At 76.0% G+C, this 23,985-nt stretch carries 9 protein-coding genes; 7 read left to right on the forward strand and 2 right to left on the reverse strand.

The genetic code is table 11. The annotated features are described in order from the left end of the window. Nucleotides 1-30 precede the first annotated feature (30 nt). The 4 genes from recC (at nucleotide 31) to AC4BGE_RS06300 (ending at nucleotide 9,582) form a co-directional block, all read left to right on the forward strand. Nucleotides 31-3,450, forward strand: coding sequence for an exodeoxyribonuclease V subunit gamma (recC, locus tag AC4BGE_RS06285; protein WP_490574698.1), 3,420 nt, complete (start codon nucleotides 31-33; stop codon nucleotides 3,448-3,450). Next, on the forward strand, nucleotides 3,450-6,854 hold the full coding sequence (locus tag AC4BGE_RS06290; RefSeq protein WP_490574699.1) for a UvrD-helicase domain-containing protein: 3,405 nt from the start codon (nucleotides 3,450-3,452) through the stop codon (nucleotides 6,852-6,854). The genes recC and AC4BGE_RS06290 overlap by 1 nt, the downstream gene beginning before the upstream one ends. After that, nucleotides 6,851-8,602, forward strand: coding sequence for an exodeoxyribonuclease V subunit alpha (gene recD, locus AC4BGE_RS06295; protein ID WP_490574700.1), 1,752 nt, complete (start codon nucleotides 6,851-6,853; stop codon nucleotides 8,600-8,602). The genes AC4BGE_RS06290 and recD overlap by 4 nt, the downstream gene beginning before the upstream one ends. A 200-nt stretch (nucleotides 8,603-8,802) precedes the next feature. Continuing rightward, nucleotides 8,803-9,582: an ACT domain-containing protein gene (locus AC4BGE_RS06300; RefSeq protein ID WP_490574701.1), complete on the forward strand. Its 780-nt coding sequence runs from the start codon at nucleotides 8,803-8,805 to the stop codon at nucleotides 9,580-9,582. A gap of 127 nt (nucleotides 9,583-9,709) precedes the next feature. Here AC4BGE_RS06300 and AC4BGE_RS06305 read toward each other — a convergent pair whose 3' ends face one another. Together AC4BGE_RS06305 and AC4BGE_RS06310 are read right to left on the reverse strand one after the other, a co-directional pair. Beyond that, entirely contained in the window at nucleotides 9,710-11,116 is a 1,407-nt protein-coding gene (locus AC4BGE_RS06305) for a wax ester/triacylglycerol synthase family O-acyltransferase (RefSeq protein WP_490570638.1), read from the reverse strand. Next, nucleotides 11,116-12,534, reverse strand: a complete 1,419-nt coding sequence (locus tag AC4BGE_RS06310) for a wax ester/triacylglycerol synthase family O-acyltransferase (RefSeq protein WP_490574702.1) — start codon at nucleotides 12,532-12,534, stop codon at nucleotides 11,116-11,118. Before AC4BGE_RS06310 ends, AC4BGE_RS06305 begins: the two co-directional genes overlap by 1 nt. Nucleotides 12,535-12,844: 310 nt before the next feature. On the opposite strand from AC4BGE_RS06310, the gene AC4BGE_RS06315 reads away from it, so the two are divergent. From AC4BGE_RS06315 to AC4BGE_RS06325, 3 genes are read left to right on the forward strand one after another with little or no spacing between them, the layout of a single operon-like run. Further along, nucleotides 12,845-20,536, forward strand: coding sequence for an SDR family NAD(P)-dependent oxidoreductase (locus AC4BGE_RS06315; RefSeq protein WP_490574703.1), 7,692 nt, complete (start codon nucleotides 12,845-12,847; stop codon nucleotides 20,534-20,536). After that, on the forward strand, nucleotides 20,529-23,687 hold the full coding sequence (locus AC4BGE_RS06320) for a type I polyketide synthase (protein ID WP_490574704.1): 3,159 nt from the start codon (nucleotides 20,529-20,531) through the stop codon (nucleotides 23,685-23,687). The genes AC4BGE_RS06315 and AC4BGE_RS06320 overlap by 8 nt, the downstream gene beginning before the upstream one ends. Continuing rightward, entirely contained in the window at nucleotides 23,680-23,982 is a 303-nt protein-coding gene (locus AC4BGE_RS06325) for a hypothetical protein (protein ID WP_490570642.1), read from the forward strand. Before AC4BGE_RS06320 ends, AC4BGE_RS06325 begins: the two co-directional genes overlap by 8 nt. Nucleotides 23,983-23,985 lie beyond the last annotated feature (3 nt).

Consider the following 23,985-nt stretch of genomic DNA (forward strand, 5'->3'; position numbering starts at 1 on the left):
GGTGTCGGTGCTGCGTGGCATGCTCGGCGCGTGCCACTCCACCTGCACCGAGCGACCAGCACCGCCCAGCTCGCCGACGAGCTGGGCGGCCTGCTGAGCACGCCGCTGCCCGACCCGTTCGAGCAGGAGGTCGTGGTCGTCCCGGTCAAGGGGATGGAGCGCTGGCTCACCCAGCGGCTCTCGCACCGGCTCGGTGCCGGCTCCCGCGGCGACGGCGTCTGCGCCGGCGTCCGCTTCCTGGCCCCCTCCTCGCTCGTCGCGCTGCTGCTCGGTCGGGAGCGGGACGACCCGTGGGCGCCCGACCAGCTGGTCTGGCCGCTGCTCGAGGTGATCGACGCGTCGCTCGGCGAGCCGGGGTTCGAGGCGCTCTCGGCCCACCTGGGCCACCACGACGGCGACGAGCTGCGGCGAGCCCGGCGCTTCTCGGTGGCCCACCGGCTCGCCTCCCTCTTCGCCTCCTACGCCGTGCAGCGACCACAGCTGCTCACCGGCTGGCGGGCCGGGCGCGACACCGACGGGACGACGACCCCGCTCGACGACGACCTGCTCTGGCAGGCCGAGCTGTGGCGGCGGCTGGTGGTCCACGTCGGGCTGCCCGCGCCCGACGAGCGGCACGCCCGGACCCTGGAGCGGCTCCGGGCCGACGACCCGAGCCTGGAGCTCCCCACCCGGCTCTCCCTCTTCGGCCACACCCGGCTGCCGGTCACCGAGGTCGAGCTGCTGGCCGCCCTCGCCGCCACCCGCGAGGTGCACCTGTGGCTGCCGCAGGTCTCGGCGGCCCTCTGGGACGACCTGGCCGCGGGGGCCTCGACGCTCGGGCCGGTGCCGCGGGCCGAGGACGACTCCGTGGCCCTGGTCGGCCACCCCCTGCTCGCCTCCCTGGGCCGCGACTCCCGCGAGCTGCGCCGCACCCTCGACGTGGCCGCCGAGACCGCCGTCCTCGAGCCGCCCGCCCCGCCGGAGCCGCCGACCCCGCCGACGCTGCTCGGCTGGCTGCAGGACGACCTCCGCGCCAACCGGGCGCCGGACGCCGCGCTCCGGGGCGCCCGCCGGCTCGCCCCCGGCGACCGGTCGGTCCAGGTGCACGCCGCCCACGGGCAGGCCCGGCAGGTCGACGTGCTCCGCGAGGTGCTGGTCGGCCTGCTCCAGGACGACCCCACCCTGGAGCCGCGCGACATCCTCGTGATGTGCCCCGACATCGAGAGCTATGCCCCGCTGGTCTCCGCGGGCTTCGGCCTCGCCGACGTCGCCGGTCCGCGCTCCGGCCACCCGGCCCACCAGCTCCGGGTCCGGCTCGCCGACCGGTCCCCGGGCGCCACCAACCCGCTACTCGCCGTCGCGGCCACCCTGGTCGAGCTGGCCCACGGCCGGCTCACGGCCACCCAGGTGCTCGACCTCGCCGCGACCGAGCCGGTGCGCACCCGCTTCGGCTTCGGTGACGACCACCTGGAGCGGATCGCGACCTGGGTGCGGCAGGCCGGGATCCGCTGGGGCCTCGACGCCGGCCACCGGGGCGACTTCGGCCTCGACCTCGACGCCAACACCTGGCGCTCGGGGCTGCGCCGGGTGCTGCTCGGCGCGGCCGTGTCGGGGCTGGGCCACCGCCAGGTCGGCGGCACCCTCCCGCTCGACGACGTGGGCGACGGCGACCTCGACCTGGTCGGCCGGTTCACCGAGCTGGTGGAGCGCCTGCACGCCTTCGTGGATCGCGCCCGGGTGGCCACCACCGCCGGGGAGTGGACCTCGGCCCTCGGCGACGGCGTCCACTCCCTGACCGCGACCTCCGCCGACGACGCCTGGCAGCTCGCCCAGCTCGACCGCGAGCTGGCCCGCATCGCGGCCAGCGCGGGCGACGGCGACGACACCCGGCTGCGGCACGCCGACGTCCGGTCGCTGCTGGCCCACCGGCTGCGCGGCCGCCCCACCCGCTCCAACTTCCGCACCGGCACGCTCACCGTCTGCACGATGGTGCCGATGCGCTCCGTCCCGCACCGGGTGGTCTGCCTGGTCGGGCTCGACGACGGCGTCTTCCCCCGGGTCTCGACGGTCGACGGCGACGACGTGCTGGCCCGGCGTCCGCTGACCGGGGAGCGCGACGTCCGCTCCGAGGACCGCCAGCTCCTGCTCGACGCCATCGGCGCGGCCGGCGAGACGCTGGTGGTCACCTACACCGGGCGCGGCGAGCACACCGGCGCCGTGCGTCCCCCCGCCGTGCCGCTCGGCGAGCTGCTGGACGCCCTCGACCGCACCGCCGCCGAGCCGGTCCGCGACCGGGTGCTGATCCACCACCCGCTCCAGCCCTTCGACGAGACCAACCTGGTGCCGGGCGGCCTGGTCGGCGACGAGCCGTTCACCTTCGACCGCTCCGCGCTGGCCGGGGCCCTGGCCGCGCGGTCGCCGGAGCCGGTCGTCCGCGACCTTGTCCCCGAGCCCCTGCCTCCCGGCGACCCCACCCCCGAGGTCTCCCTGGCCGAGCTGCAGGAGTTCCTCCGCCACCCGGTCAAGGGGTTCTTCGTCAACCGGCTTCGGATCACCACCCCGTACGAGGCCGACGAGGCCAAGGACGCGATCCCGATCACCCTCGACGCGCTGGAGCAGTGGGACGTCGGCAACCGGCTGGTCCACGACGTGCTCGCCGGCGCCGACCCGCAGTCGGCGATGGTGGCCGAGCAGCTGCGCGGCCTGCTCCCCCCGCGCGACCTCGGCGCCGGGGTGCTCACCGAGGTGGTCGGCAAGGTGAGGCCGCTGGTGGAGAAGGCCCTGTCGCTGCGCACCGGCACGCCGCGCACCCTCGACGTCGACATCGACCTGGGCGACCGCCGGGTCACCGGCACCGTCTCCGACATCTTCGGCAACAACGTGGTGCGGGTCGGCTACTCCAACCTCGGCGCCAAGCAGCGGATCGCCTCCTGGCTCGACGCCCTGGCGCTGGCCGCCGGGCACCCCGACGAGAACTGGACCACCCACACGATCGGCAAGTACCGCAGCAGCGGCAAGGTGGCACAGATCGGCCCGCTGCCCGAGCCCGACGCCCGGCGGTGGCTGCGCGACCTGGTCGACGTCTACGAGCGCGGCCTCCGCGAGCCCCTGCCGGTGCCGCCCCGGACCTCCCTGGCCTGGGCGGAGGAGCGGGTGCACGTGCTCCGGGGCCGCGACGCCGACCCCGACGCCAAGGGCCGCCGCGAGTGGGAGACCCCCCGCTTCAGCGACAACGGCTTCCCCAAGGAGGACGCCGACCGCTGGCACGTCCGCGCCTTCGGCGAGCAGGCCCCCTACGAGCAGCTGGCCGCGCCGCTGCGCCCCGACGAGGAGACGGCCGCAGCCGGTGGCGGTGGCCAGGGCGAGGGCGAGGGCGGCGACCCGCCCCCGGACCACCGGCTGGGCCACTACGCCTGGCGGGTCTGGGGTCCGCTGGTCTTCGGCGGCCACGAGCTGGTCAGGGGGATCTGATGGAGCACCCCACCCCGTTCGACATCACCGGTCCGCTGCCGAGCGGCACCACCCTGCTCGAGGCCAGCGCCGGCACCGGCAAGACCTGGACCATCGCCGCGCTGGTCACCCGCTACGTCGCCGAGGGGGTCGCCGGCCTCGACGAGCTGCTCGTGGTGACCTTCACCCGGGCCGCCAGCCAGGAGCTGCGCGAGCGGGTCCGCGCCCAGCTCGACGAGGCGGTCGCGGTGCTGGCCGACCCGGGCTGCGCCCAGGAGGGCAACCAGCTGCACGCCTGGCTGCTCGACGCCGGCGACGCCGACCGCGCCGCCCGGCTGGCCCGGGTCACCGCGGCCCTGGTCGACTTCGACGCCGCCACCATCGCGACCATCCACCAGTTCTGCCAGCTCGTGCTGCGCAGTCTCGGGGTCGCCGGCGACACCGACCGCGACGCCGTCCTGGTCGAGGACCTCGAGCTGCTCACCGACGAGGTCGTCGACGACCTCTACCTGGCCCGGTTCGCCGGCCAGGCCCACCCGCCGTGGGGCCACGACGTGGCCCGCCGCATCGCCCGCGCCGTGGTCGGCGACCCTCGGGCGCGGGTCGAGCCCACCGCCGCCCTCGAGGAGGCGCCCGACTCCGAGGCCGCGGCCCGCGTCCGGTTCGCCTGCGACGTGCTCGCCGAGGTCGACCGACGCAAGCGCCGGCTCGGCATCCTCAGCTACGACGACCTGCTCGGCCAGCTCGCCGACGCCCTGGCGGCGCCCGGCTCGCCGGCCCGCCGGCGGATGCAGCAACGCTGGAAGGTCGCGCTGATCGACGAGTTCCAGGACACCGACCCGGTGCAGTGGCAGGTCTTCGAGCGCGCCTTCGACGGCGCCTGCACGCTGGTGCTGATCGGCGACCCCAAGCAGGCGATCTACGCCTTCCGTGGCGGCGACGTCGCCACCTACCTGCACGCCGCCGAGCGGGCCACCACCCGACAGACCCTCGGCACCAACTGGCGGGCCGACCGGCCGCTGCTGGAGTCGCTGCACGCCGTCCTGGAGGGCGCCGAGCTGGGCGACCCCAGCATCGTCGTCCACCCGGTGGCGGCCCACCACCAGGAGTCGCGGCTGGTCGGAGCGGGCGCCCCCTTCCGGATGCGCCTGGTGCGCCGCGAGGAGCTCGGTCTCGGGCCCCGGGCCAAGCCGCCGGTCGACCGCTGGCGCGACCACGTCATCACCGACATGGCGCGCGACATCAAGAAGCTGCTGACCAGCGGCGCCACCTGGGACGGCCGCCCCCTGGTGCCGGGCGACGTGGCCGTCCTCGCGGCCCGCCGGGCCGACCTGCAGGCCGCCCACCGGGCGCTGGCCGACGTGGGTGTCCCCGCGGTGGTCAACGCCGGCGGCTCGGTCTTCCACACCCCCGCCGCCACGGAATGGCTCACCTTCCTCGAAGCGCTGGAGCAGCCGCACCGCACCGAGCGGGTCCGGGCCGCCGCCCTGACCTGCTTCGTGGGGCGGTCTGCCGCCGAGCTGGACGCCGGGAGCACCGAGGCCTCCGACCGGCTCACCGACGAGCTCTCCGACCAGGTCCGCGTCCTCTCCGAGGTGCTCGCCGACCGGGGGGTCGCCGCCGTGCTGGAGTGCGCCGTCCTCGACGGGCTGACCGAGCGCGTCCTCGCCCGGCTGGGCGGCGAGCGTCTGCTCACCGACGTCCGTCACATCGGGGAGGCGCTGCACCGGGTCGCCGTCGAGCAGCGGCTCGGCCCGGTCGGCCTGGTCGCCTGGCTGCGCAGCCAGGTCGCCGACGAGAAGCTCGAGGTGGCCTCCGAGCGCACCCGGCGCCTGGACTCCGACGCCGCCGCGGTCCAGCTGGTCACCATCCACGGCAGCAAGGGGCTGGAGTACCCGGTCGTCTACGCCCCCACCCTGTGGAACCGCTGGACCGGCTCCGACCCCGACGTCCCGCTCTTCCACGACGCGGCCGACCAGCGCTGCCGCGACGTGGGCGGTCCGGGGCCGCACCGCGCCGAGGCGGTGGCGCGGCACTGGCGGGAGGACGCCGGGGAGTCGCTGCGCCTGCTCTACGTCACCCTCACCCGGGCGAAGTCCCAGGTCGTCGCCTGGTATGCGCCGACCCAGCGCAACACCTCCGGCTCCGCCCTGCACCGGATGCTCTTCGGCCGCCGCCCCGGCGGCGGGGCCGTCCCGGACGAGCAGGCGCTGGTCGACGACGCCCGGGCGGTCGAGATCTTCGGGCACTGGCGCGACGCCGGCGGCTTCCAGCCCGAGCTGGCCGCCAACGAGGCGCCCGACCCCACCCCGATCCGGCCCTCGCGCGACCGGCTGGCGGCCCGCGTCTTCACCCGCCGGGTCGACACCGACTGGCGCCGCACCTCCTACTCCGCGCTCTCCGCGGCGGCCACCGCCTCCGCCGGCGCGGAGGGCGCCGGCGCCGGGGCGCTCTCGGAGCCCGAGGAGGTGCCGGAGATGGGCGACCAGGCCGAGCTGGGGATCCTCGCGGTCGAGCCCGACCACCCCGAGCTGGCCGCGGTCCCGTCCCCGATGGCCGACCTGCCGATGGGCGCCACCTTCGGCTCGCTGGTGCACGCGGTGCTCGAGCACGCCGACCCGGCCGCCCCGGACTTCCGCGCCCACCTGCTCGAGCTCGTCGAGGAGCACCGCGTCTGGTGGCCGGTCGAGGTCGAGGCCGAGGCGCTGGCCGACGCCCTGGTGACGGTCTGCGCCAGCCCGCTTGGCCCGCTGGCCGGCGGCGCGACGTGGATGGACCTGCCCCTGCGCGACCGGCTCGCCGAGCTCGACTTCGAGCTCCCCCTCGTCGGCGGCGACGAGCACGAGCCGGGCGGGACCACCCGCGGGGACCGCCCGGTACGCCTCGGCGACCTGGCCCCCCTGCTGCGCCGACACCTCCCCTCGGGCGACCCGCTGCTGGGCTACGCGCAGACCCTCGAGGACGACCCGGTCCTCTCCGACCAGGTGCTCCGCGGCTACCTGACCGGCTCCATCGACGTGGTGCTGCGGGTGCCGGTCGACGGGACCACCCGCTACGTGACGGTGGACTACAAGACGAACTGGCTCGGCGACGTCTCCGCCCCGCTGACCGCCCACTCCTACCGGCCCTCGGTGCTGGCCGAGGCGATGAGCCACTCCGACTACCCGCTGCAGGCGCTGCTCTACACCGTGGTCCTCCACCGCTACCTGCGCTGGCGGCTGCCCGGCTACGACCCCGACCAGCACCTGGGCGGGGTGCTCTACCTCTACCTGCGCGGCATGTGCGGGCCCGGGACGCCGGTGGTCGACGGGTCGCCGTGCGGGGTCTTCGCGTGGCGGCCCCCGGTGCCGTTGGTCGAGGAGCTCTCGGCACTGCTCGACGGGGAGCACCCCGACCACCCCGCGGACGAGAGGCGGCCCCGATGAGCGACGTCTTCGAGCCCCTCGACGCCCACGACGCCCGCCTGGCGCTCGGCGCCGACGGGCTGCTGGCCACCTTCAACGCCGCCGGGTTGCTGACCTCGGGCGACGTGCACGTGGCGCGCGCCCTCGGCGAGCTCGGCGGCGAGCACGACCCGACGGTGCTGCTGGCGGTGGCGCTGACCAACCGGGCGGTCCGCTCCGGGTCGGTCTGCCTCGACCTGGCCGCCACCGCCGACCTGCCGCTGCGCGACGAGCTGCCCTGGCCGGAGACCACGGCCTGGGAGCGGGCGCTGGCCGCCAGCCCCCTGGTGGCCCAGGGGGTGCTCCGATGGGAGCGCGGGCTCCTCTACCTCGACCGGTACCACGAGCAGGAGACCCAGGTCCTCGACGACCTGCGGGCCCGGGCGCAGGGCGCCCCCCGCCTCGACGAGGAGCTGGTGGAGGCCACCCTGGCGCGGGTGCTGCCCGGGCCCGGCTACGCCGAGCAGCGCGACGCCTGCCTGCGCGCGGCGCAGCGGTGGACCTCGGTGATCACCGGGGGCCCGGGCACCGGCAAGACCACCGCGGTCGCCGGGCTGCTCGTCGCCCTGCACGACCAGGCCACCGGCCGCGGGCAAACGCTGCGGGTGGCGCTGGCCGCACCCACGGGCAAGGCCGCGGCCCGGCTGCAGCAGGCGGTCCACGACTCCGCCGACCGCTTCTCGGCCGCCGACCGGGCCAAGCTGGCGGGGGTCCAGGCCTCCACGCTGCACCGCCTGCTGCGGCGCGACCCCGGCAACAGCACCCGCTTCCGGCACCACCGCGGCAACCGGCTGCCCCACGACGTGGTGGTGGTCGACGAGGCCTCGATGGTCTCGCTGACGATGATGGCCAGGCTGCTCGAGGCGGTGCGCCCGGACGCCCGCCTGGTGCTGGTCGGCGACCCCTTCCAGCTCTCCTCCGTCGACGCGGGGGCGGTGCTCAGCGACCTGGTCCGCGGCTTCGAGGGCCGCCAGGACTCCCCGGTCGCCTCGCTGCGCACCGTCCACCGGTTCGGGGCCGAGATCGGCGAGCTCGCCGAGGCGCTGCGCACCGGGGACGCCGACCACGCCCTCGAGGTGCTCGCCGCCGGGCACCCCCAGGTCGAGTGGGTCCCCGACGCGGACCCGTCCGCGCGCATCCGCGGGGCCGCCCTCGGCACCGCCCTCGCGGTCCGCGACGCGGCGGAGGCCGGGGACGCCGCCCGCGCGTTGCGAGCCCTGGACCGGCACCGGCTGCTCTGCGCCCACCGCGACGGCCCCTACGGCGTCCGCCACTGGAACCGCCGGGTCGAGCAGTGGATCACTGCCGAGACCCAGGATCCGCTGTATGAGACCTCCTACCTCGGCCGGCCCCTGCTGATCACGGCCAACGACTACTCCCTCGGCGTCCACAACGGCGACACCGGCGTGGTGGTCGCCACCGAGGCCGGCCCCCGCGTGGTCATCGACTCCGGGGTCGGTCCCCGCGACTTCGCCCCCTCCCGGCTCGGCGACGTGGAGACCATGCACGCGATGACCATCCACAAGAGCCAGGGCAGCCAGGCCGAGGAGGTGACGGTGCTGCTGCCGCCGGAGGACTCCCGGCTGCTGACCCGCGAGCTCTTCTACACCGCCGTCACCCGGGCCCGGGAGCGGGTGCGGGTGGTCGGCTCCGAGGCCGAGGTGCGGGCGGCCGTGACCCGCCGCGCCCAGCGGGCGACCGGGCTGGCCGACCGGCTGCGCGAGCCCTGAGCCGGGCGTCCAGCCGCCGACCAGCCGCCGACCGGCTGCGGGCCGCTGCCGGTCCGCCGCAGGGCGTCACGGCGGACCGGAAACCCGGAGGACACACGTCTTCGTTAGTGTCCTAGGCGTCGGCCCCGGTCACCGCCTCGGTGGACGGACCGGCGCGCCCGAGCGAGACCCGAGACCGTCCGAGACCTGGAGCCCCATCGATGCCCTTCCTGCTGCGCGTGGAGCTGCCCGACGTCCCCGGGTCGCTGGGTCGGGTGGCGACCGCGATCGGTGAGGCCGGCGGCGACATCGAGGCCATCGAGATCGTGGAGAAGACCAGCCACGGCACCGCGGTCGACGACGTCCTGCTCGAGATCGTGCCGGGCACGATGCCCGACTCGATCGTCTCCGCGTGCAGCCAGCTCGACGGCGTGCGGGTGATCTGGATCAACCGGTACGCCGCCGGCGGCAACCTCTTCCTCGACCTCGAGGTGGTCGAGGAGATCACCGCTCACCCCGAGGAGGCCCACCACCGCCTGCTCGGGCTGATCCCGATGTCGTTCCGGGTCGACTGGGGCGTGCGGCTGCGCAAGGCACCCGACGGCGCCGTCATCGTCGACCACACCGAGGCCGCCCCGGACAGCGTGGAGTGGGCCGACATCGAGCACCCCACCCGGCTCGAGTCAGCCGACGAGAACCTCGTGCTCTGCGGGGTCCCGGTGGGCGAGGAGCTCTACGTGGTGGGCCGTCGCGGCGGCCCGGAGTTCCTCGACTCCGAGCTGGCCCGCATCGGTCACCTGGTCAACCTCGCCACCTCCATCACCCAGGCCGCCCGGCTGGCCCGCGAGGCGGCCGAGAACGCCGCCGCCGCGGCCGCCGCCGCGGCCGCTGCCGCCGCCGGCGCCACCCCGGGCAGCGCTTCCGGCAGCGCTTCCGGCAGCGCTCCCGGCACCCCGGGGGGAGCCACCCCGGGCGAGGCCGTCCCGCCGACCGAGAGCTAGACCGCAGGTCGCCCGGCAGCAGAGCCGGGAGCCGGGCAGGCAGGCCGAGCAGGCCGAGCAGGCCGAGCAGGCCGAGCAGGCCGAGCAGGCCGAGCAGGCCGAGCAGGCCGAGCAGGCCCGGTGCCGGCTAGGCGACCCGTCCGCGGCGCTCCTCGGCCAGCGCCCGCAGCTCGTCATAGCTCTCCAGGAGCGCCTGCCGGAACCCGGCCGGGTCGTCGAGGGCGTCCGCGAAGGCCAGGCAGCCCAGCAACAGCCGGTCGCCGTAGCTCCAGACCATCACGTTGACTCCGACGCCGTTGCTCGGCGGCCCGTCGACGTGCAGGTCGACCACGGTGCGCCCGCGCAGCGACCAGGGTTCCGCGGGGCCCCGGACGTTGGAGACCAGGATGGTGGCGTCGACGGAGTCCGTCGCCTGCCGCCCGCGCTCCAGCATGCTCCGGGCCGCCGGCTCCACCAGGAGCGGCGGCAGGACGTCGAGCCAGTCCGGCACCAGCCCCACCCCCAGCGCCTCCAGGCGCTGCTTGCCTTCCCGGGCGCTCGCGCCGATCGCCGCCAGCCGCTCCCACGGGTCGGCGACGTCGGTGGCCAGGGTGGTGGTGAAGCTCCAGAAGTGGTTGCCCCACTGGCGGGTCAGCGCGTGCGTCTCCTCGGTGCTCACCGGCACGGTGGTGAGCAGGGCGCGCTCGGGCAGCCCGCCCCGGGTCGGCAGGTAGCGGCACAGCGCCCCGGCCACGACGGCCAGCACCACGTCGTTGAGCGTGCCCCCGGAGGCGTCCTTGATCTGCTTGACCCCGTCGAGCGGGATCGCCGCGCGGACGTAGCGGCGGGCGGGGGTGAATGCGTCGTTGAGCGGGGTCCACGGCGCCTGGCCGTCGAAGCCCGGCACCTCCACGCTCGCCGTACGCCGTCGCGCCCGGACCGCGCGGATGCCCAGGGCGGTGCGCAGCAGCAGCCCGGGCAGCCGGACCAGCGCCCGGGCGTGGTCGGCGAGCGCGCCGGCCACCAGCCGGGCCCGGCCCGGCAGCGCGGTGGGCGCGAAGGCGGGCTGGGCCGCCGGGGGGTGGGCGGCGTCGCTGAAGAGGCGGGAGAAGTTGTAGATGCCGGCCACCCCGTCGGCCAGGCAGTGGTGGTACTTCACGACCAGCGCCTGGCGGCCCCCGTCGAGGCCGTCCACGAGCACCGCCTGCCACAGCGGCCGGCCGCGGTCGAGGTGCTCCTCGGCGAGCCGGGCGAAGAGCGCGTCGAGACCCGCCTCGTCCCCCTCGCCGGGTGGCAGGGTCACGTGGCGCAGGTGCCGGTCGAGGACGAAGTCGGGGTCGGGCACGGCGACCGGGTGGTGGAGGCGCAGCGGCACCGGGAGGATGCGCCACCGGAAGGACGGAAGCTCCTCGAGGCGGGAGGCCAGGTGCCCTCGCAGGTCGTCGAGGGTCAGCGGCTCGCCGGGCTCCAGCACCCCCACGGCCATCGAGTTCATCGGCTGCTCGGGCTGCTCCATGTAGAGGAAGCCGGCGTCCTCCCCGTTGAGCCGACGCATCAGGCCACCTCCGGTCGGCCGGCCGCACAGGCCCGGCGGAGCTCGGCCATGCCCTCCTCGAGGAGGCGCGCGAGCTCGGCGGGCTGCGCGACGGCGCTCGGGTTGACCACGACCGACAGGGTCAGGTGCTCGCCGTAGCCGGTCAGGGTGATGTTGAGGCCGGCGCCGTCGGCGACCGGGCCGGTCATGAAGAAGTCGGGCACCTCCTGCCCGCGGAAGGTCCATGGGGCGGGCACCCGCATGTTGGAGATCAGCACGTTGCAGTCGGGTGCGACCGCGCCCTCACGCTGCCGGGCCGCCATCCGGCCGGCCAGCCGGGCGGCCAGCGCCGGCGGGACGCGGTCGATCCAGGCCGGGACGGTGTCCTTGCCCTGCAGCTCGAGCTGGAGCTTGGCCTCGGCGGTGCCGGCCGACACCGCCGCGAGCCGCTCGCGCGGGTCGGCCAGGTCGGTGGGGAGCAGCGTGAAGTAGTTGGAGAAGTGGTTGCCGGTGGTGCGGGGGCCGGCCCCGGCCGGGTCGTTGCCGACGGGGACGTTGGCGACCAGCGGAGTCTCGGGCAGCTCGTCGCGCTCGAGCAGGTAGGCGCGCAGCGCCCCGGCGACCACCGCGAGGGCGACGTCGCTCAGCGTGCAGCCGGCGGCGTCGCGCACCGCCTTCAGGTCGCCCAGGGACAGCCGGGCCCGGGCGAAGTCGCGCGCCGGGTCGGCGGAGCGGTTGAGCACCGAGGGCGGGGAGTCGCGCAGCGACCGGGGCACCCTCACCTCGGCCTCGGTCTTGCGCCGCTCGACCGCACGGAACCGGCGCACGGTGCGGACCAGCAGCGCGGGGGCGGTGAGCCAGGCCCTCAGCTGGCCCAGGAGGGCGATCAGCAGCAGGCGTACGGCGCCCGGGTCGTGAGCCGGCACCGCCGCCGGCTCCGACCCCGGGGCCGGCGGCCTGCCCTCCGCCCGGTCGTCGAGCAGCCGGGTGATCGTCTCCACCAGCCCCGCCCCGTCGGCCAGGGTGTGGTGGAACCGGAAGACCAGCGCCTGGCGCCCCCCGTCGAGGCCGTCGACCAGGGTGAGCCGCCACAGCGGGCGGGAGCGGTCCAGGACCACCGGCAGCATCCGCGCCAGCAGCGCCCGCAGCTCGTCCTCGCCGCCCGGGGGGGCCAGCGTGGTGTGGTCCAGGTGAGCGTCGAGGTCGAAGTCGGGGTCGTCGACCCAGATCCCGTGGGCGACCCCGAGCGGCACCTCGCGCAGCCGGCGCCGCAGACCGGGGGTGGCCGGCAGCCGCGAGGCGATCCGCTCCCGGAGACCGGCGAGGTCCAGCGGCCCCTGCGCGCCGGGGTCGAGGAGGACCACGTCGACGCAGGTCGAGGTCTGGCTCGGGCCCTCGATGGCGAGGAAGCCGGTGTCGCTTCCGACGAGTCGATGCATGCCTTCGTACGTCCCTCCGCCGGCACCCCCGAAGGGCGCCTCGAGCGCTTGGCCGCCCCGGTGCGGGCGACTCGCAGTGACCGCAGAGCATCGCACGTCGAGTGAGCCACGTCACCAGATCCATTCCGAACGGTGGAACGTTCAGGATGGTTCCCGCGAGGGTAAATGTGACCTGCGTCACATCGGTTACGCTTGGGTAGGTTTCGACTTACAGTGGCTCCTCACCGAATGTGACCGTCTGGTAACTAGGGAGGTTCCCAGGCTCCGATCCGCTCCGGCGGAGGTCGCATCAGGCGGAGGGAGTCTTGCGATGAGCGCTGTCGAGCCCGGATCACAGCAGGTGGTCGTGGCCGCTGACCCGTGCGCACAGCCGAACCCGGGTCTGGTGGCCGCGGCTCACCGGGCCGGGGGCACCGGCCTGCTCGACGCACCCCACGACGCCGCGCTGGCGACCGCCGCCGACGACCTGCGGCGCCGCCGTACGCCGTCGTGCTGGCTGCGTCCCGGCGCCGCGGTGACCCCCGGCGCCGCCTCCCCGGACCTCTTCGGGGTGGTCGTGCTGGCGCTCACCGGCCGCGCGGACTCCGCAGCGCTCTCCACCCTCACCGATCTCGTCACCGCCTGGACCGCTCCCGGGCGGACCCTGCTCGCCCAGGTCACCAGCCGCGAGGAGGCCGAGGCGGCCGTCGCGGCCGGCTTCCACGGGCTGCTGGCCTCCGGCCGCGAGGCCGGCGGCGTGGTCGGCCCGACCGAGGCCTTCATCCTCTTCCAGCAGGTCGTCGGGCTCGGCGTCCCGGTCTGGCTGCGCGGCGGCATCGGCCTGCGCACCGCGCCCGCCGTCCTCGCCGGCGGCGGCGCCGGCGTCGTCCTGGACACCCAGCTCGGCCTGCTGCGCGAGTCCTCCCTCGGCGCGGAGGCCCGCCGGGCCCTGGCCGCCATGGACGGCAGCGAGACCCGGGTCGTGGCCGGGGTCCGGTTCTACACCCGCCCCGACCTGCCGGCCGCCTCGCTGGAGGAGCAGAGCGACCCGGCCGCGGTGCGCGCCATGCTCGGGCCCGACCTGCACCGCCAGCTGGTGCCGCTGGGCCAGGACAGCGGCTCGGCCGCCGCGCTGGCCGCGCGGTTCGTCACGGTGGGCGGCGTCGTCCAGGCGGTGCGGTCGGCCGTCACCGAGCACCTCGAGGCCGCCACGGCCGCCCCGCCGCTCTCCCCCGGCGCCGGGATCGCCGCCGCGCACGGCACCCGCTACCCCATCGCCCAGGGGCCGATGACCCGCGTCAGCGACCGCGCGTCGTTCGCCGCGGCCGTCGCCGAGGGCGGCGGGCTCCCGTTCCTGGCCCTGGCCCTGATGCCCGGCCACGAGGTCCGGGCGCTGCTCACCGAGACCGCCGAGCTCCTCGGCGACCGCCCGTGGGGTGTCGGGGTGCTCGGGTTCGCCCCGGCCGAGCTGCGCGCCGAGCAGCTGGAGGTCATCCACGAGGTGGCACCCCCGCTGGCGCTGATCGCGGGCGGGCGGCCCTCCCAGGCGGCTCCGCTGGAGGAGGCGGGGATCGCCACCTACCTCCACGTGCCCTCGCCCGGCCTGCTCGACCGCTTCCTCAAGGACGGTGCGCGCTCCTTCGTCTTCGAGGGCCGTGAGTGCGGCGGTCACGTCGGTCCCCGCTCCAGCTTCGCCCTCTGGGACGCCCAGGTGGAGCGGCTGATGCAGGTCGCCGACCCCTCCGAGCTGCGCGTCATGCTCGCCGGCGGCATCCACGACGCCCGCTCGGCCGCGATGGCCGCCGCGGTGCTCGCCCCGCTGGCCGCCCGCGGCGCCAAGGTCGGTGTCCTGATGGGCACCGCCTACCTCTTCACCGAGGAGGCCGTCGCCGCCGGCGCCATCGAGCCGGCCTTCCAGGAGGTCGCGCTCGAGTGCGGCACCACGGTGCTGCTGGAGACCGCCCCCGGGCACGCCACCCGCTGCGTGGAGACCGACTTCGTCCGGGCCTTCGCCCGCCGCAAGGCCGACCTGGAGAGCGCCGGCACCGAGGCGAACGCCCGGTGGGCCGAGCTCGAGGCGCTCAACCTCGGCCGGCTGCGCATCGCCTCCAAGGGCCTCGTCCGCACCGAGGAGGGTCTGGTTCCGGTCGACGCCGACCGGCAGCGCGCCCAGGGGATGTACATGATCGGCGAGGTCGCCACCCTGCGCGACCAGGTCACCACCGTGGCCTCCCTGCACGCCGAGATCAGCCTGGGCAGCGCCGCGCTGGCCTCCGACCCGGGCGCCCCGGCGACCTCGCCGCTCCGCATCCGCGAGCCGGAGGCCGACCCCTTCGACATCGCCGTCATCGGGATGGAGTCGTTCTTCCCCGGGTCGACCAGTGCCGAGGAGTTCTGGGCCACCGTGCTCTCGGGTCGCAGCGAGGTCACCGAGGTGCCCGCCGACCGCTGGGACCCCGAGCTCTACCACGACGCCGAGGCCTACTCGAAGAAGGCCGGGCGCCACACCCCCTCGAAGTGGGGCGGTTTCCTGGACGCGATCTGCTTCGACCCGCTCGCCTACGGCATCCCGCCGGCCTCGCTGGCCGCGATCGAGCCGGTCCAGCTGCTGAGCCTCGAGGTCGCCCGCCGGGCGATGGCCGACGCCGGCTACGCGACGCGCCACTTCGACCGCGAGCGCGCCTCGGTGGTCTTCGGCGCCGAGTCGGGCAACGAGCTGGGCAGCGCGTACGGCGTCCGCTCGTTCCTGCCGCAGCTGCTCGGCGACCTGCCCGACGACCTGGACGAGTGGCTGCCGACCATCACCGAGGACTCCTTCCCCGGCGTGCTGGCCAACGTCATCGCCGGTCGCATCGCCAACCGGCTCGACCTCGGCGGGGTCAACTTCACCGTCGACGCCGCCTGCGGCTCCTCCCTGGCCGCCCTCGACGCCGCCTGCAAGGAGCTGCGCACCGGACAGTCCGACCTGGTGCTGGCCGGCGGCGCCGACCTGCACAACGGCCTCAACGACTACCTGATGTTCTCCTCGGTCAAGGCGCTCTCCCCCACGGGTCGCTGCCGCACCTTCGACGCGAGCGCCGACGGGATCGCCCTCGGCGAGGGCATCGCCTGCGTGGTGCTCAAGCGCCGCGTCGACGCCGAGCGCGACGGCGACCGGATCTACGCCGTGATCGACGCCGTCGCCGGCTCCAGCGACGGCCGCCACCTGGGGCTGACCGCCCCCCGCAAGGAGGGCCAGCAGCGGGCCGTGGTGCGAGCACTGACCCTGGCCGGCCGCAGCGCCGCCGAGATCGGCCTGGTCGAGGCGCACGGCACCGGCACGGTGGTGGGCGACCGCACCGAGATGGCGACCCTGACCGAGCTGTTCACCGAGTCCGGCGTGGAGCCGGGCGCCGCGGTCCTGGGCTCGGTGAAGTCCCAGATCGGGCACACCAAGTGCGCCGCCGGGCTGGCCGGCCTGATCAAGGTCGTCAAGGCGGTGCACCACGGGGTGCTGCCGCCGACCGCCGGCATGGTCGCGCCCAACCCGTACTACGACGCCGCGACCAGCCCGTTCCGCTTCCACGAGAAGCCGGCGCCCTGGCCGCAGGAGACCCGGCGGGCGGCGGTGAGCGCCTTCGGCTTCGGGGGCACCAACTTCCACGCCCTGGTCTCCTCCTACGACGGGGGCGACCGTCCCGCCTTCGGCGCCGACCACTGGCCGCACGAGCTCTTCCTGCTGCGCGCCCCCGACGCCGAGGAGGCGCGCCGCGCGGTCGCCGAGCTGGCCGACCAGGTGGCCGCGATCCGCGCGAGCGACCCGGCGGGCCAGCGGCACCGGCTGCGCGACCTCGCCGCCGCCGTCGCGCACAGCGGCCGGGGCCCGGTCCAGGTGGCCCTGGTCGCCGACAGCCTGGAGGAGCTGGCCACCCAGCTCGACCGGGTCGCCGGCGGCAGCGACGCCCGCCACGGCGTCTTCGTCGCCCACCCCGAGGCCGGCCTCGACCCCTCGGGCGTCCCCCGGGTCGGTTTCCTCTACCCCGGACAGGGCAGCCAGCGACCCGGGATGCTCCAGGACCTCTTCGTCACCTTCGGCGGCCTCGACGACCTGCTCCGGCTGGGGTCGCGGTGGACCGGCACGATGTTCCCGCCGACCGCGTTCTCCCGCGAGGAGCGGGCCGACCAGCAGGCCGCGATCACCGCCACCGACGTGGCCCAGCCGACCCTGGGCATCGCCTCCCTGGCGATCACCCGGCTGCTGCGACGCCTCGGCGTGGAGCCCGACGTCGCCGCCGGCCACAGCTACGGCGAGCTCGCCGCCCTGGCCGCGGCCGGCTCCTTCGACGACGCCACCCTGCTCGAGCTGAGCGCCGCGCGGGGCGCGGCGATCCTGGAGTCGGTCGAGCGCTCCGGCGGCGACCCCGGCACCATGGCGGCCGTCGCGCTGCCCATCGAGGAGGTCTCCGCCCGGCTCGAGGCGTGGCCCACCCTGGTGGTGGCCAACCACAACGGCCCGCGCCAGGTGGTCGTCTCCGGCCCCACGGACGCCGTCCACGAGGCCGTCGCCGTCCTACACACCGACGGCGTCAAGGCGACCGTGATCCCGGTGGCCTGCGCGTTCCACTCGCCCCTGGTCGCCGAGGCCGGACAGCTCCTCGCCCACCGGCTCGCCGACCTGCCGGTCGCCGCCCCCCGGTTCCCGGTGTGGTCCAACACCACCGCCGAGCCCTACCCGGGCGACGACCCCGAGGCCGTACGCCGACTGCTCGCCGACCAGGTGAGCACCGGCGTCCGGTTCGTCGAGCAGGTCGAGTCGATGTACGCCGCCGGCGTCCGGGTCTTCGTCGAGGCGGGCCCCGGCCGGGTGCTGACCCAGCAGGTCGCCAAGATCCTCGGCGACCGCCCGCACGCCATGGTCGCCACCGACGCCTCCGGCGAGCCCGGCCTGCGCCGCTTCCTCGCCGCGGTCGGCCAGCTCGCCACCCTCGGCGTGCCCGTCGATCCCACCGCGCTCTTCGAGGGACGCACCGAGGCCCTCGACCTGCCCTCACTGCCGGCGCCCGGCCCCGCCTGGACGGTGGACGGCGCGTTCGTCCGGGGCGCCGACGGCAGCCCGATCCGGGGCAGCTTCCAGGCCGCGCCCACGATGCCGCCGCTCGCCGCGAGCGCCCACGCCGGGCCCGGGGCCGCCTCCACCGCCTACCCCCAGGGAGCACCCGTGAGCTCTGATCCCGCTGACGCCGCCGCGGTCCCGGCTGCGCCCACCGCCGTCCCGGCTGGGTTCACCGCCGCCCCGGCGGGGTTCGCCGAGGCGCCGGACGACGGCGTCTCCGTGGTCGTGCAGGAGTACCTGCGCGGCCTGCGCGAGATGGTCTCCGCCGAGCGGGACGTGATGCTGCGCTACCTGGGCGCCGAGGTGCCGGCGGCCGGGGCGCCCGGCCTGCCTGCGCTGCCCGGGCTGCCGCCCGCTGCCGTGCCCGCCGTCGTGCCCGGTGTCGGGCCGGCCGCCGGCGCCGCTCCGACCGCTCACCCTGGCGCCGCGAGCGCGGCTCCCATGGCCGCCGCACCCGCCGTTGTGCCCGCTGCCCCGGCACCCGCCGCACCTGCGGGGGTCCGGAGCACGGCCGAGCTGCTGGCCGCCGTCCAAGGCGTGGTCAGCGACCGCACCGGCTACCCGGTGGAGATGCTCGACCCCGACCTCGACCTCGAGGCCGACCTCAGCATCGACTCCATCAAGCGCATCGAGATCGTCGGCGAGCTCGCCGAGCGCATCGGACTGGGCGGGCCCGCCGTCCCCGGGGCCGACGGGGCCGGGACCGACGGGGCCGGGCTCGACGAGTCGGTCGTCGAGGAGCTCGCCAAGCACAAGACGCTCCGCGCCCTGGTCGGCTGGATCGAGTCCCAGCAGGGCCCCGCCGCCCAACCGACGCCGGCCGACCCGACACCGGCCGACCAGCCCGCCGCCGCAGCGAACCAGGCCGCGCCCCAGCAGGCCGCGCCCGAGCGCGCAACGCCCGCCGCCGCGCCCGCCGCCGTGCCCGCCGGTGCCGAGCTCTCCGGTGCCGAGCTGCTCGCCGCCGTCCAGGGCGTGGTCAGCGACCGCACCGGCTACCCGGTGGAGATGCTCGACCCCGACCTCGACCTCGAGGCCGACCTCAGCATCGACTCCATCAAGCGCATCGAGATCGTCGGCGAGCTCGCCGAGCGCATCGGACTGGGCGGGCCCGCCGTCCCCGGGAGCGACGGGGCCGGGCTCGACGGGGCCGGGCTCGACGAGTCGGTCGTCGAGGAGCTCGCCAAGCACAAGACGCTCCGCGCCCTGGTCGGCTGGATCGAGTCCCAGCAGGGCCCCGCCGCCCAACCGACGCCGGCCGACCCGACGCCGGCCGACCCGACGCCGGCCGACCCGACGCCGGTCGACCCGACGCCGGTCGCCCAGCCCGCCGCCGTAACGGCACCGGCACCGCCACCGGCACCGGCGCCGCAGGAGCCCGCCCCCGCGGAGCACGCCGTCCCGGCGGTCACCCACCTCTTCGAGGTGCGCAGCCAGCCGCTGGGCCCCACCGTCCCCCTCGGCGACCTGGCGGGCTCCCGGGTGGCCCTGGTCGCCGGACACCCCGGCCTCACCGCCGGGGTCGAGTGGGCCCTGGCCAACGCCGGCGCGGCGGTCGTCACCGTGACGCACGACGCCTCCGGCCGGCCCACCGTCCGGGGCGAGGCCGACCTGGGCGGAGCCGACGTCCTCGTCGACCTCTCGGCGACCGCGGGCGACCCGGCGACGGACGCCCGGCGGGTCTTCGCCGGCCTGCGCCCCGCCCTCGAGGGCAAGGCGCGCCGACTGCTCACCGTCGGCGTCGCGCTGCACTCCGACGGCACGCCGACGGGCGTCGCCGGCCTGCTGCGCTCCCTGGCCCGGGAGCGCTCCGACGTGCTGGTCCGTGCGGTCGAGGTCTGCGAGGCGGACCTCCGCGACGAGGACCTCGTGCCGCTCTCCGCGACCCTGGTCGACGAGCTGCTCGACCTCGACGCCCCGACCTCGATCTCCTGGGTCGGTGGCCACCGGGCCAGCCGCACCGTCGGCCCGGCCCGCCGCCTCGCCGACCAGGACCCCGGCCTGCCGCTGGAGGCGGAGTCGGTGGTGGTGATCACCGGCGGCGCCCGCGGCATCACCGCCCGGGTCGCCGAGGCCCTCGCCCAGCGGGCGGCCTGCCGCCTGGTCCTCGTGGGCCGCTCCCCGTTGCCCGAGGGCGAGGAGGACCCGCGCACCGCCGCCGCCGGAGACACCCGGGCCCTGCGCCGGGCGCTGCTGGAGATCGGCGAGCTGCGCACCCCCGCCGAGATCGAGGCCACCTGCTCCCGGATCCTCGCCGGGCGTGAGGTGCGCGCCACCCTCGCCCGGCTCCGGGCGCTCGGCTCCGAGGTGGAGTACGTCGCCCTCGACGTCCGCTCGCCCCGCTTCGGCCTGCTCCTCGACGACCTGCACCAGCGGTTCGGCCGGCTGGACGGCGTCGTCCACGGGGCGGGCGTGCTGGAGGACAGGCTGGCGCGCGACAAGAGCGACGAGAGCTTCGACCGCGTCTACGGGACCAAGGTCGAGGGCGCCCTCACGATCCTGTCCCGGCTCCACCTGGGGATGCGGTTCGTCGCCCTCTTCGGCAGCGTCAGCGGGGTCTTCGGCAACAAGGGCCAGGTCGACTACGCCGCCGCCAACGACGCGCTGGACACGCTGGCCCGCGCCCACGACGGACGGCAGGGCTGCCGGGTGCTGAGCCTCGACTGGGGCCCGTGGGCCGGGGGCGGCATGGTCTCCCCCGAGCTGGAGCGCGAGTACGCCCGTCGCGGCATCGGCATGCTCGACCCCCACGACGGCGTCCGGGCGCTGCTCCAGCAGGTCGCCGCCCAGGAGGGCCCCTCCCAGCTGGTGGTGATGTGCGGCGACCCCGAGGCCTTCGCACCTCCCCTGGACCGCTCCGGGCTCGGTCAGCACCTGCACGGCTCGCCGCTGCAGGACTCACGGATGCCGGGCTCGCCGGGCCGTGACTGACCCGACGGGCCGGCCCGGCCCGCACCCTGTCGCCGAGCGCGAGGAGCTGCTGCTCCTCGCGGGGCGCGACGCTGCCGACCTGACCGCCCAGCTGGAGGCGTGGACGGCCCCGCCCGCCGAGGAGCGCGTCGAGCGGCCGGTGCCGGCCGGGGGCCCCGCCCGGCTGGCCGTGGTGGCTCCCGACGCCCGGCGGCTGGCGCTGGCCGCCAAGGTGCTGGCCCGCGGGACCGCCTTCCGGGGCCGCAACGACGTCTGGTTCGACCCCGACGGCCTGGTCTCCTCGGGCGGCAAGGTGGCGTTCCTCTTCCCGGGCGTGGAGCCCGAGTTCGCCCCGCGGGTCGGCGACGTGGCCGAACACTTCGACCTGCCCTGGCCCGGCCTGCCCGACAGCACCGAACTGCAGGACCAGGGCCGCGGCATCATCGCCGTCGGCCGGCTGCTGGCGGGGGCCCTGGAGCGGATGGGGGTCCGCCCCGACCTCATCGCCGGCCACAGCCTGGGCGAGTGGACCGGTCAGGTGGTCTCCGGGATGGTGCCGGACGCCTCCCTCGACGCACTGCTGGCGAGCCTGCGCCCGGGCGACATCCAGTTCTCCGACGTGGTCTTCGTGGCGCTCGGGTGCGGGGTGGAGGTCACCGAGGAGCTGGTGGCGGGCCTCGACGACGCCCACGTCTCGCACGACAACTGCCCGCACCAGTCGATCGTCTGTGCTCCGGCCGGGGCCGCCGAGACGGTGCGCGAGCGGGCGGCGGCCCGCAAGGTGCTCGCTCAGGAGCTGCCGTTCCGCTCCGGCTTCCACTCCCCCCTCTTCGCTCCGCTGGTCGAGGCGATGTGGTCCCAGTTCAGCCACCTGCCGCTGCTGCCCGCGCGCGTGCCGCTGTGGTCGGCGACCACCTGCGCCACCTATCCAGACGACCGCGAGGGGATCACCGCCCTCTCCCTGCGCCACCTGGTGGAGCCGGTCCGCTTCCGAGGCCTCACCGAGCGTCTCCACGCCGAGGGCGTGCGGGCCTTCGTGCAGCTCGGCACGGGAAGCCTGCTGGGGTTCGTCGACGACACCCTGCGCCACGAGGACGTGCTGACCGTCGCGGCCGCCAGCGCGCGGACCAGCGGCCTGGGCCAGCTGCGCCGGGTGGCCGCCGCCCTGTGGAGCACCGGCGCGGAGATCGACCTCAGTGCCCTCGAGCTCCCGGGGGCCGCCGCGACCGCCCCCGTGCCCGTCACCACGCAGGCGCCCGCCCCCGCCCGATCCCCTGCGCCGAGCGAGACGACACGCGGCCTTCCGGCCGCCCTGCTCGCCGAGTACGAGGCGTTCCTCACCGAGAGCGCGGACGCCGCGCGCGCGGTCCTGCACGCCGCCACCACCCCCGGTCTGGTGCGCCCGGTGCGCCGGGTGCGCAGCGCCCCCGCCGCGCACCACACCCCGGCGGCCCCGCTCCCCCCGGCGCGACCGGCCGGCACCGGACCCGCACCCGTCCCCCCGCCGGCACCGGGCGTCCCGTCGGCGCCGGGTGCCATCCCGGGCGGCATCCCGGGCGGCATGCCCGGCGGCGTCCCGGCTGGCATCCCCGCGCCCGCCGCGGGGCCGGCGGCCAGCCGTCAGCGCACGGCCCGGCTCTCGGTCGTCGACCAGCCGTGGTGGCTCGACCACGCCTTCTTCGAGCAGCCCCCGGACTGGCCCGACACCGAGGACACCTTCCCGCTGGTGCCGATGACCGGGATCGTGCAGATGCTGACCGAGGAGGCCGAGGCCCTCGTCCCCGGCGCGGTGACGGTCCGGGTGGAGTCGATCCGCGCCTTCAAGTGGCTCGCGGTCGACCCGCCGGTCGAGGTGACCGTGCGGGCCGCGATCGACCCCATCGCCACCGCCCAGGCCCCCGTGGGGACGACCGTGGTGCGCACCAGCGTCGACGGCCACGCCCGCGCCCTGGTCCACGTCGCGGCTCGCCACCCCGCCCCGCCGCGCCCGTGGGACCGGGCGATCCGAGGCCGGTTGGAGATGCCGTGCCCGGTCCCGGAGATCTACTCCCGCCGCCACCTCTTCCACGGCCCCGCCTACCAGGGCATCCGCTCGATCGAGGTCTTCGGCGGCGACGGCGTCCGCGGCACCCTGGAGAGCCAGAACGCGCCGGGGGCACTGCTCGACAACGCCGGCCAGCTCTTCGGCTACTGGTTCGCGTGCGCGGTCGACAAGGACCGGATGGTGCTGCCCACCACCATGGACTCGATCGCCTACTTCGGTCCGCACCCGGCGCCGGGCACCCCCGTCGACTGCGTGGCCCACTGCACCGAGCTCACCGACGACGCCGTCCGGGCCGACCTCGAGCTGCTCGTCGACGGCGAGCTGTGGTGCCGGATCGAGGGCTGGGAGGACCGGCGCTTCCAGTCCGACGACCGGCTCTTCGCGGTGCTCAAGACGCCGCGGCCCCACCTGCTCGCCGAGCCCCAGCCCGGCGGCTGGATGCTGGTCCGCGAGGGGTGGCCCGACTCGCCCTCGCGCGACCTGGTGATGCGCCGCTTCCTCGGCGTGGCCGAGCGCGCCGACTACCACTCCCGCAACCCCCGCGCCCAGCGGACCTGGCTGCTGGGGCGCATCGCTGCCAAGGACGCCGTCCGCCGCGAGGTGCTCGAGCGGGGCCTGCGGCCGCTCTTCCCCGTGGAGGTCCAGGTCCACAACGAGGAGTCCGGCCGCCCGGTGGTGACCACCCCGACCGAGCTGGACCTGTCGGTCTCCATCGCGCACTCCGGCGCGCTCGGGGTCGCCCTCACCTCCCTGGGCGAGCCGGTCGGCATCGACATCGAGCTCGTCGCCGAACGCTCGGCGATCTTCGAGGCCGCCTCCCTCTCCGCCGAGGAGCACGAGCTCTTCGAGCGCGTCTCCGGGGGCGACCGGGACCGCGAGCTCACCCGGTGGTGGGCCGCCAAGGAGGCCGCGGCCAAGGCCCTGGGCACCGGGCTGCAGGGCCGGCCCAAGGACTTCGAGGTCGTCGAGGTCGACCGCAACCACCTGCGCGTCGGCGACCAGTGGGTCGCCACCCGCTCCCTGACCCACCCCGATCCCGCACACCACCCCGCGGCCGCCACCCCGGCGTCCGCCGCACGTGAGGAGTACGTCGTTGCCTGGACAGTTCCCGCCCCCAACCATGACTGAGGCGACCACCGCCGTACCGAGCCGCGAGCAGGTGCGGGCCGACCTCGAGCGGATCCTCACCGACGTGGTCGGCGACGACCTGCTGCTCGACGGCCCGCTGACCGACGAGACGTCGTTCGACGCCGACCTGCAGCTGGAGAGCATCGAGTTCGTCGCGCTCGCCGACCAGCTGCTGGCCACCTACGGCGACCGGGTCGACTTCGTCGGCTGGATGGCCGGCATGCAGCTCGACGAGGTCATCGGCCTCACCGTCGGTCAGGTCGTCGACTTCGTGGTCACCTCGGTGAAGGGCTGACGG

This window comes from Nocardioides sp. Z50_6 (assembly GCF_058215755.1).

What these genes read in the sequence shown, in the direction of transcription:
- AC4BGE_RS06315 (WP_490574703.1), top strand. Translation starts at nt 12,845, where the DNA reads ATGAGCGCTGTCGAGCCCGGATCACAGCAGGTGGTCGTGGCCGCTGAC.
- AC4BGE_RS06290 (WP_490574699.1), top strand. Translation starts at nt 3,450, where the DNA reads ATGGAGCACCCCACCCCGTTCGACATCACCGGTCCGCTGCCGAGCGGC.
- AC4BGE_RS06325 (WP_490570642.1), top strand. Translation starts at nt 23,680, where the DNA reads ATGACTGAGGCGACCACCGCCGTACCGAGCCGCGAGCAGGTGCGGGCC.
- AC4BGE_RS06310 (WP_490574702.1), bottom strand. Translation starts at nt 12,534, where the DNA reads ATGCATCGACTCGTCGGAAGCGACACCGGCTTCCTCGCCATCGAGGGC.
- recD (WP_490574700.1), top strand. Translation starts at nt 6,851, where the DNA reads ATGAGCGACGTCTTCGAGCCCCTCGACGCCCACGACGCCCGCCTGGCG.
- AC4BGE_RS06305 (WP_490570638.1), bottom strand. Translation starts at nt 11,116, where the DNA reads ATGCGTCGGCTCAACGGGGAGGACGCCGGCTTCCTCTACATGGAGCAG.
- AC4BGE_RS06300 (WP_490574701.1), top strand. Translation starts at nt 8,803, where the DNA reads ATGCCCTTCCTGCTGCGCGTGGAGCTGCCCGACGTCCCCGGGTCGCTG.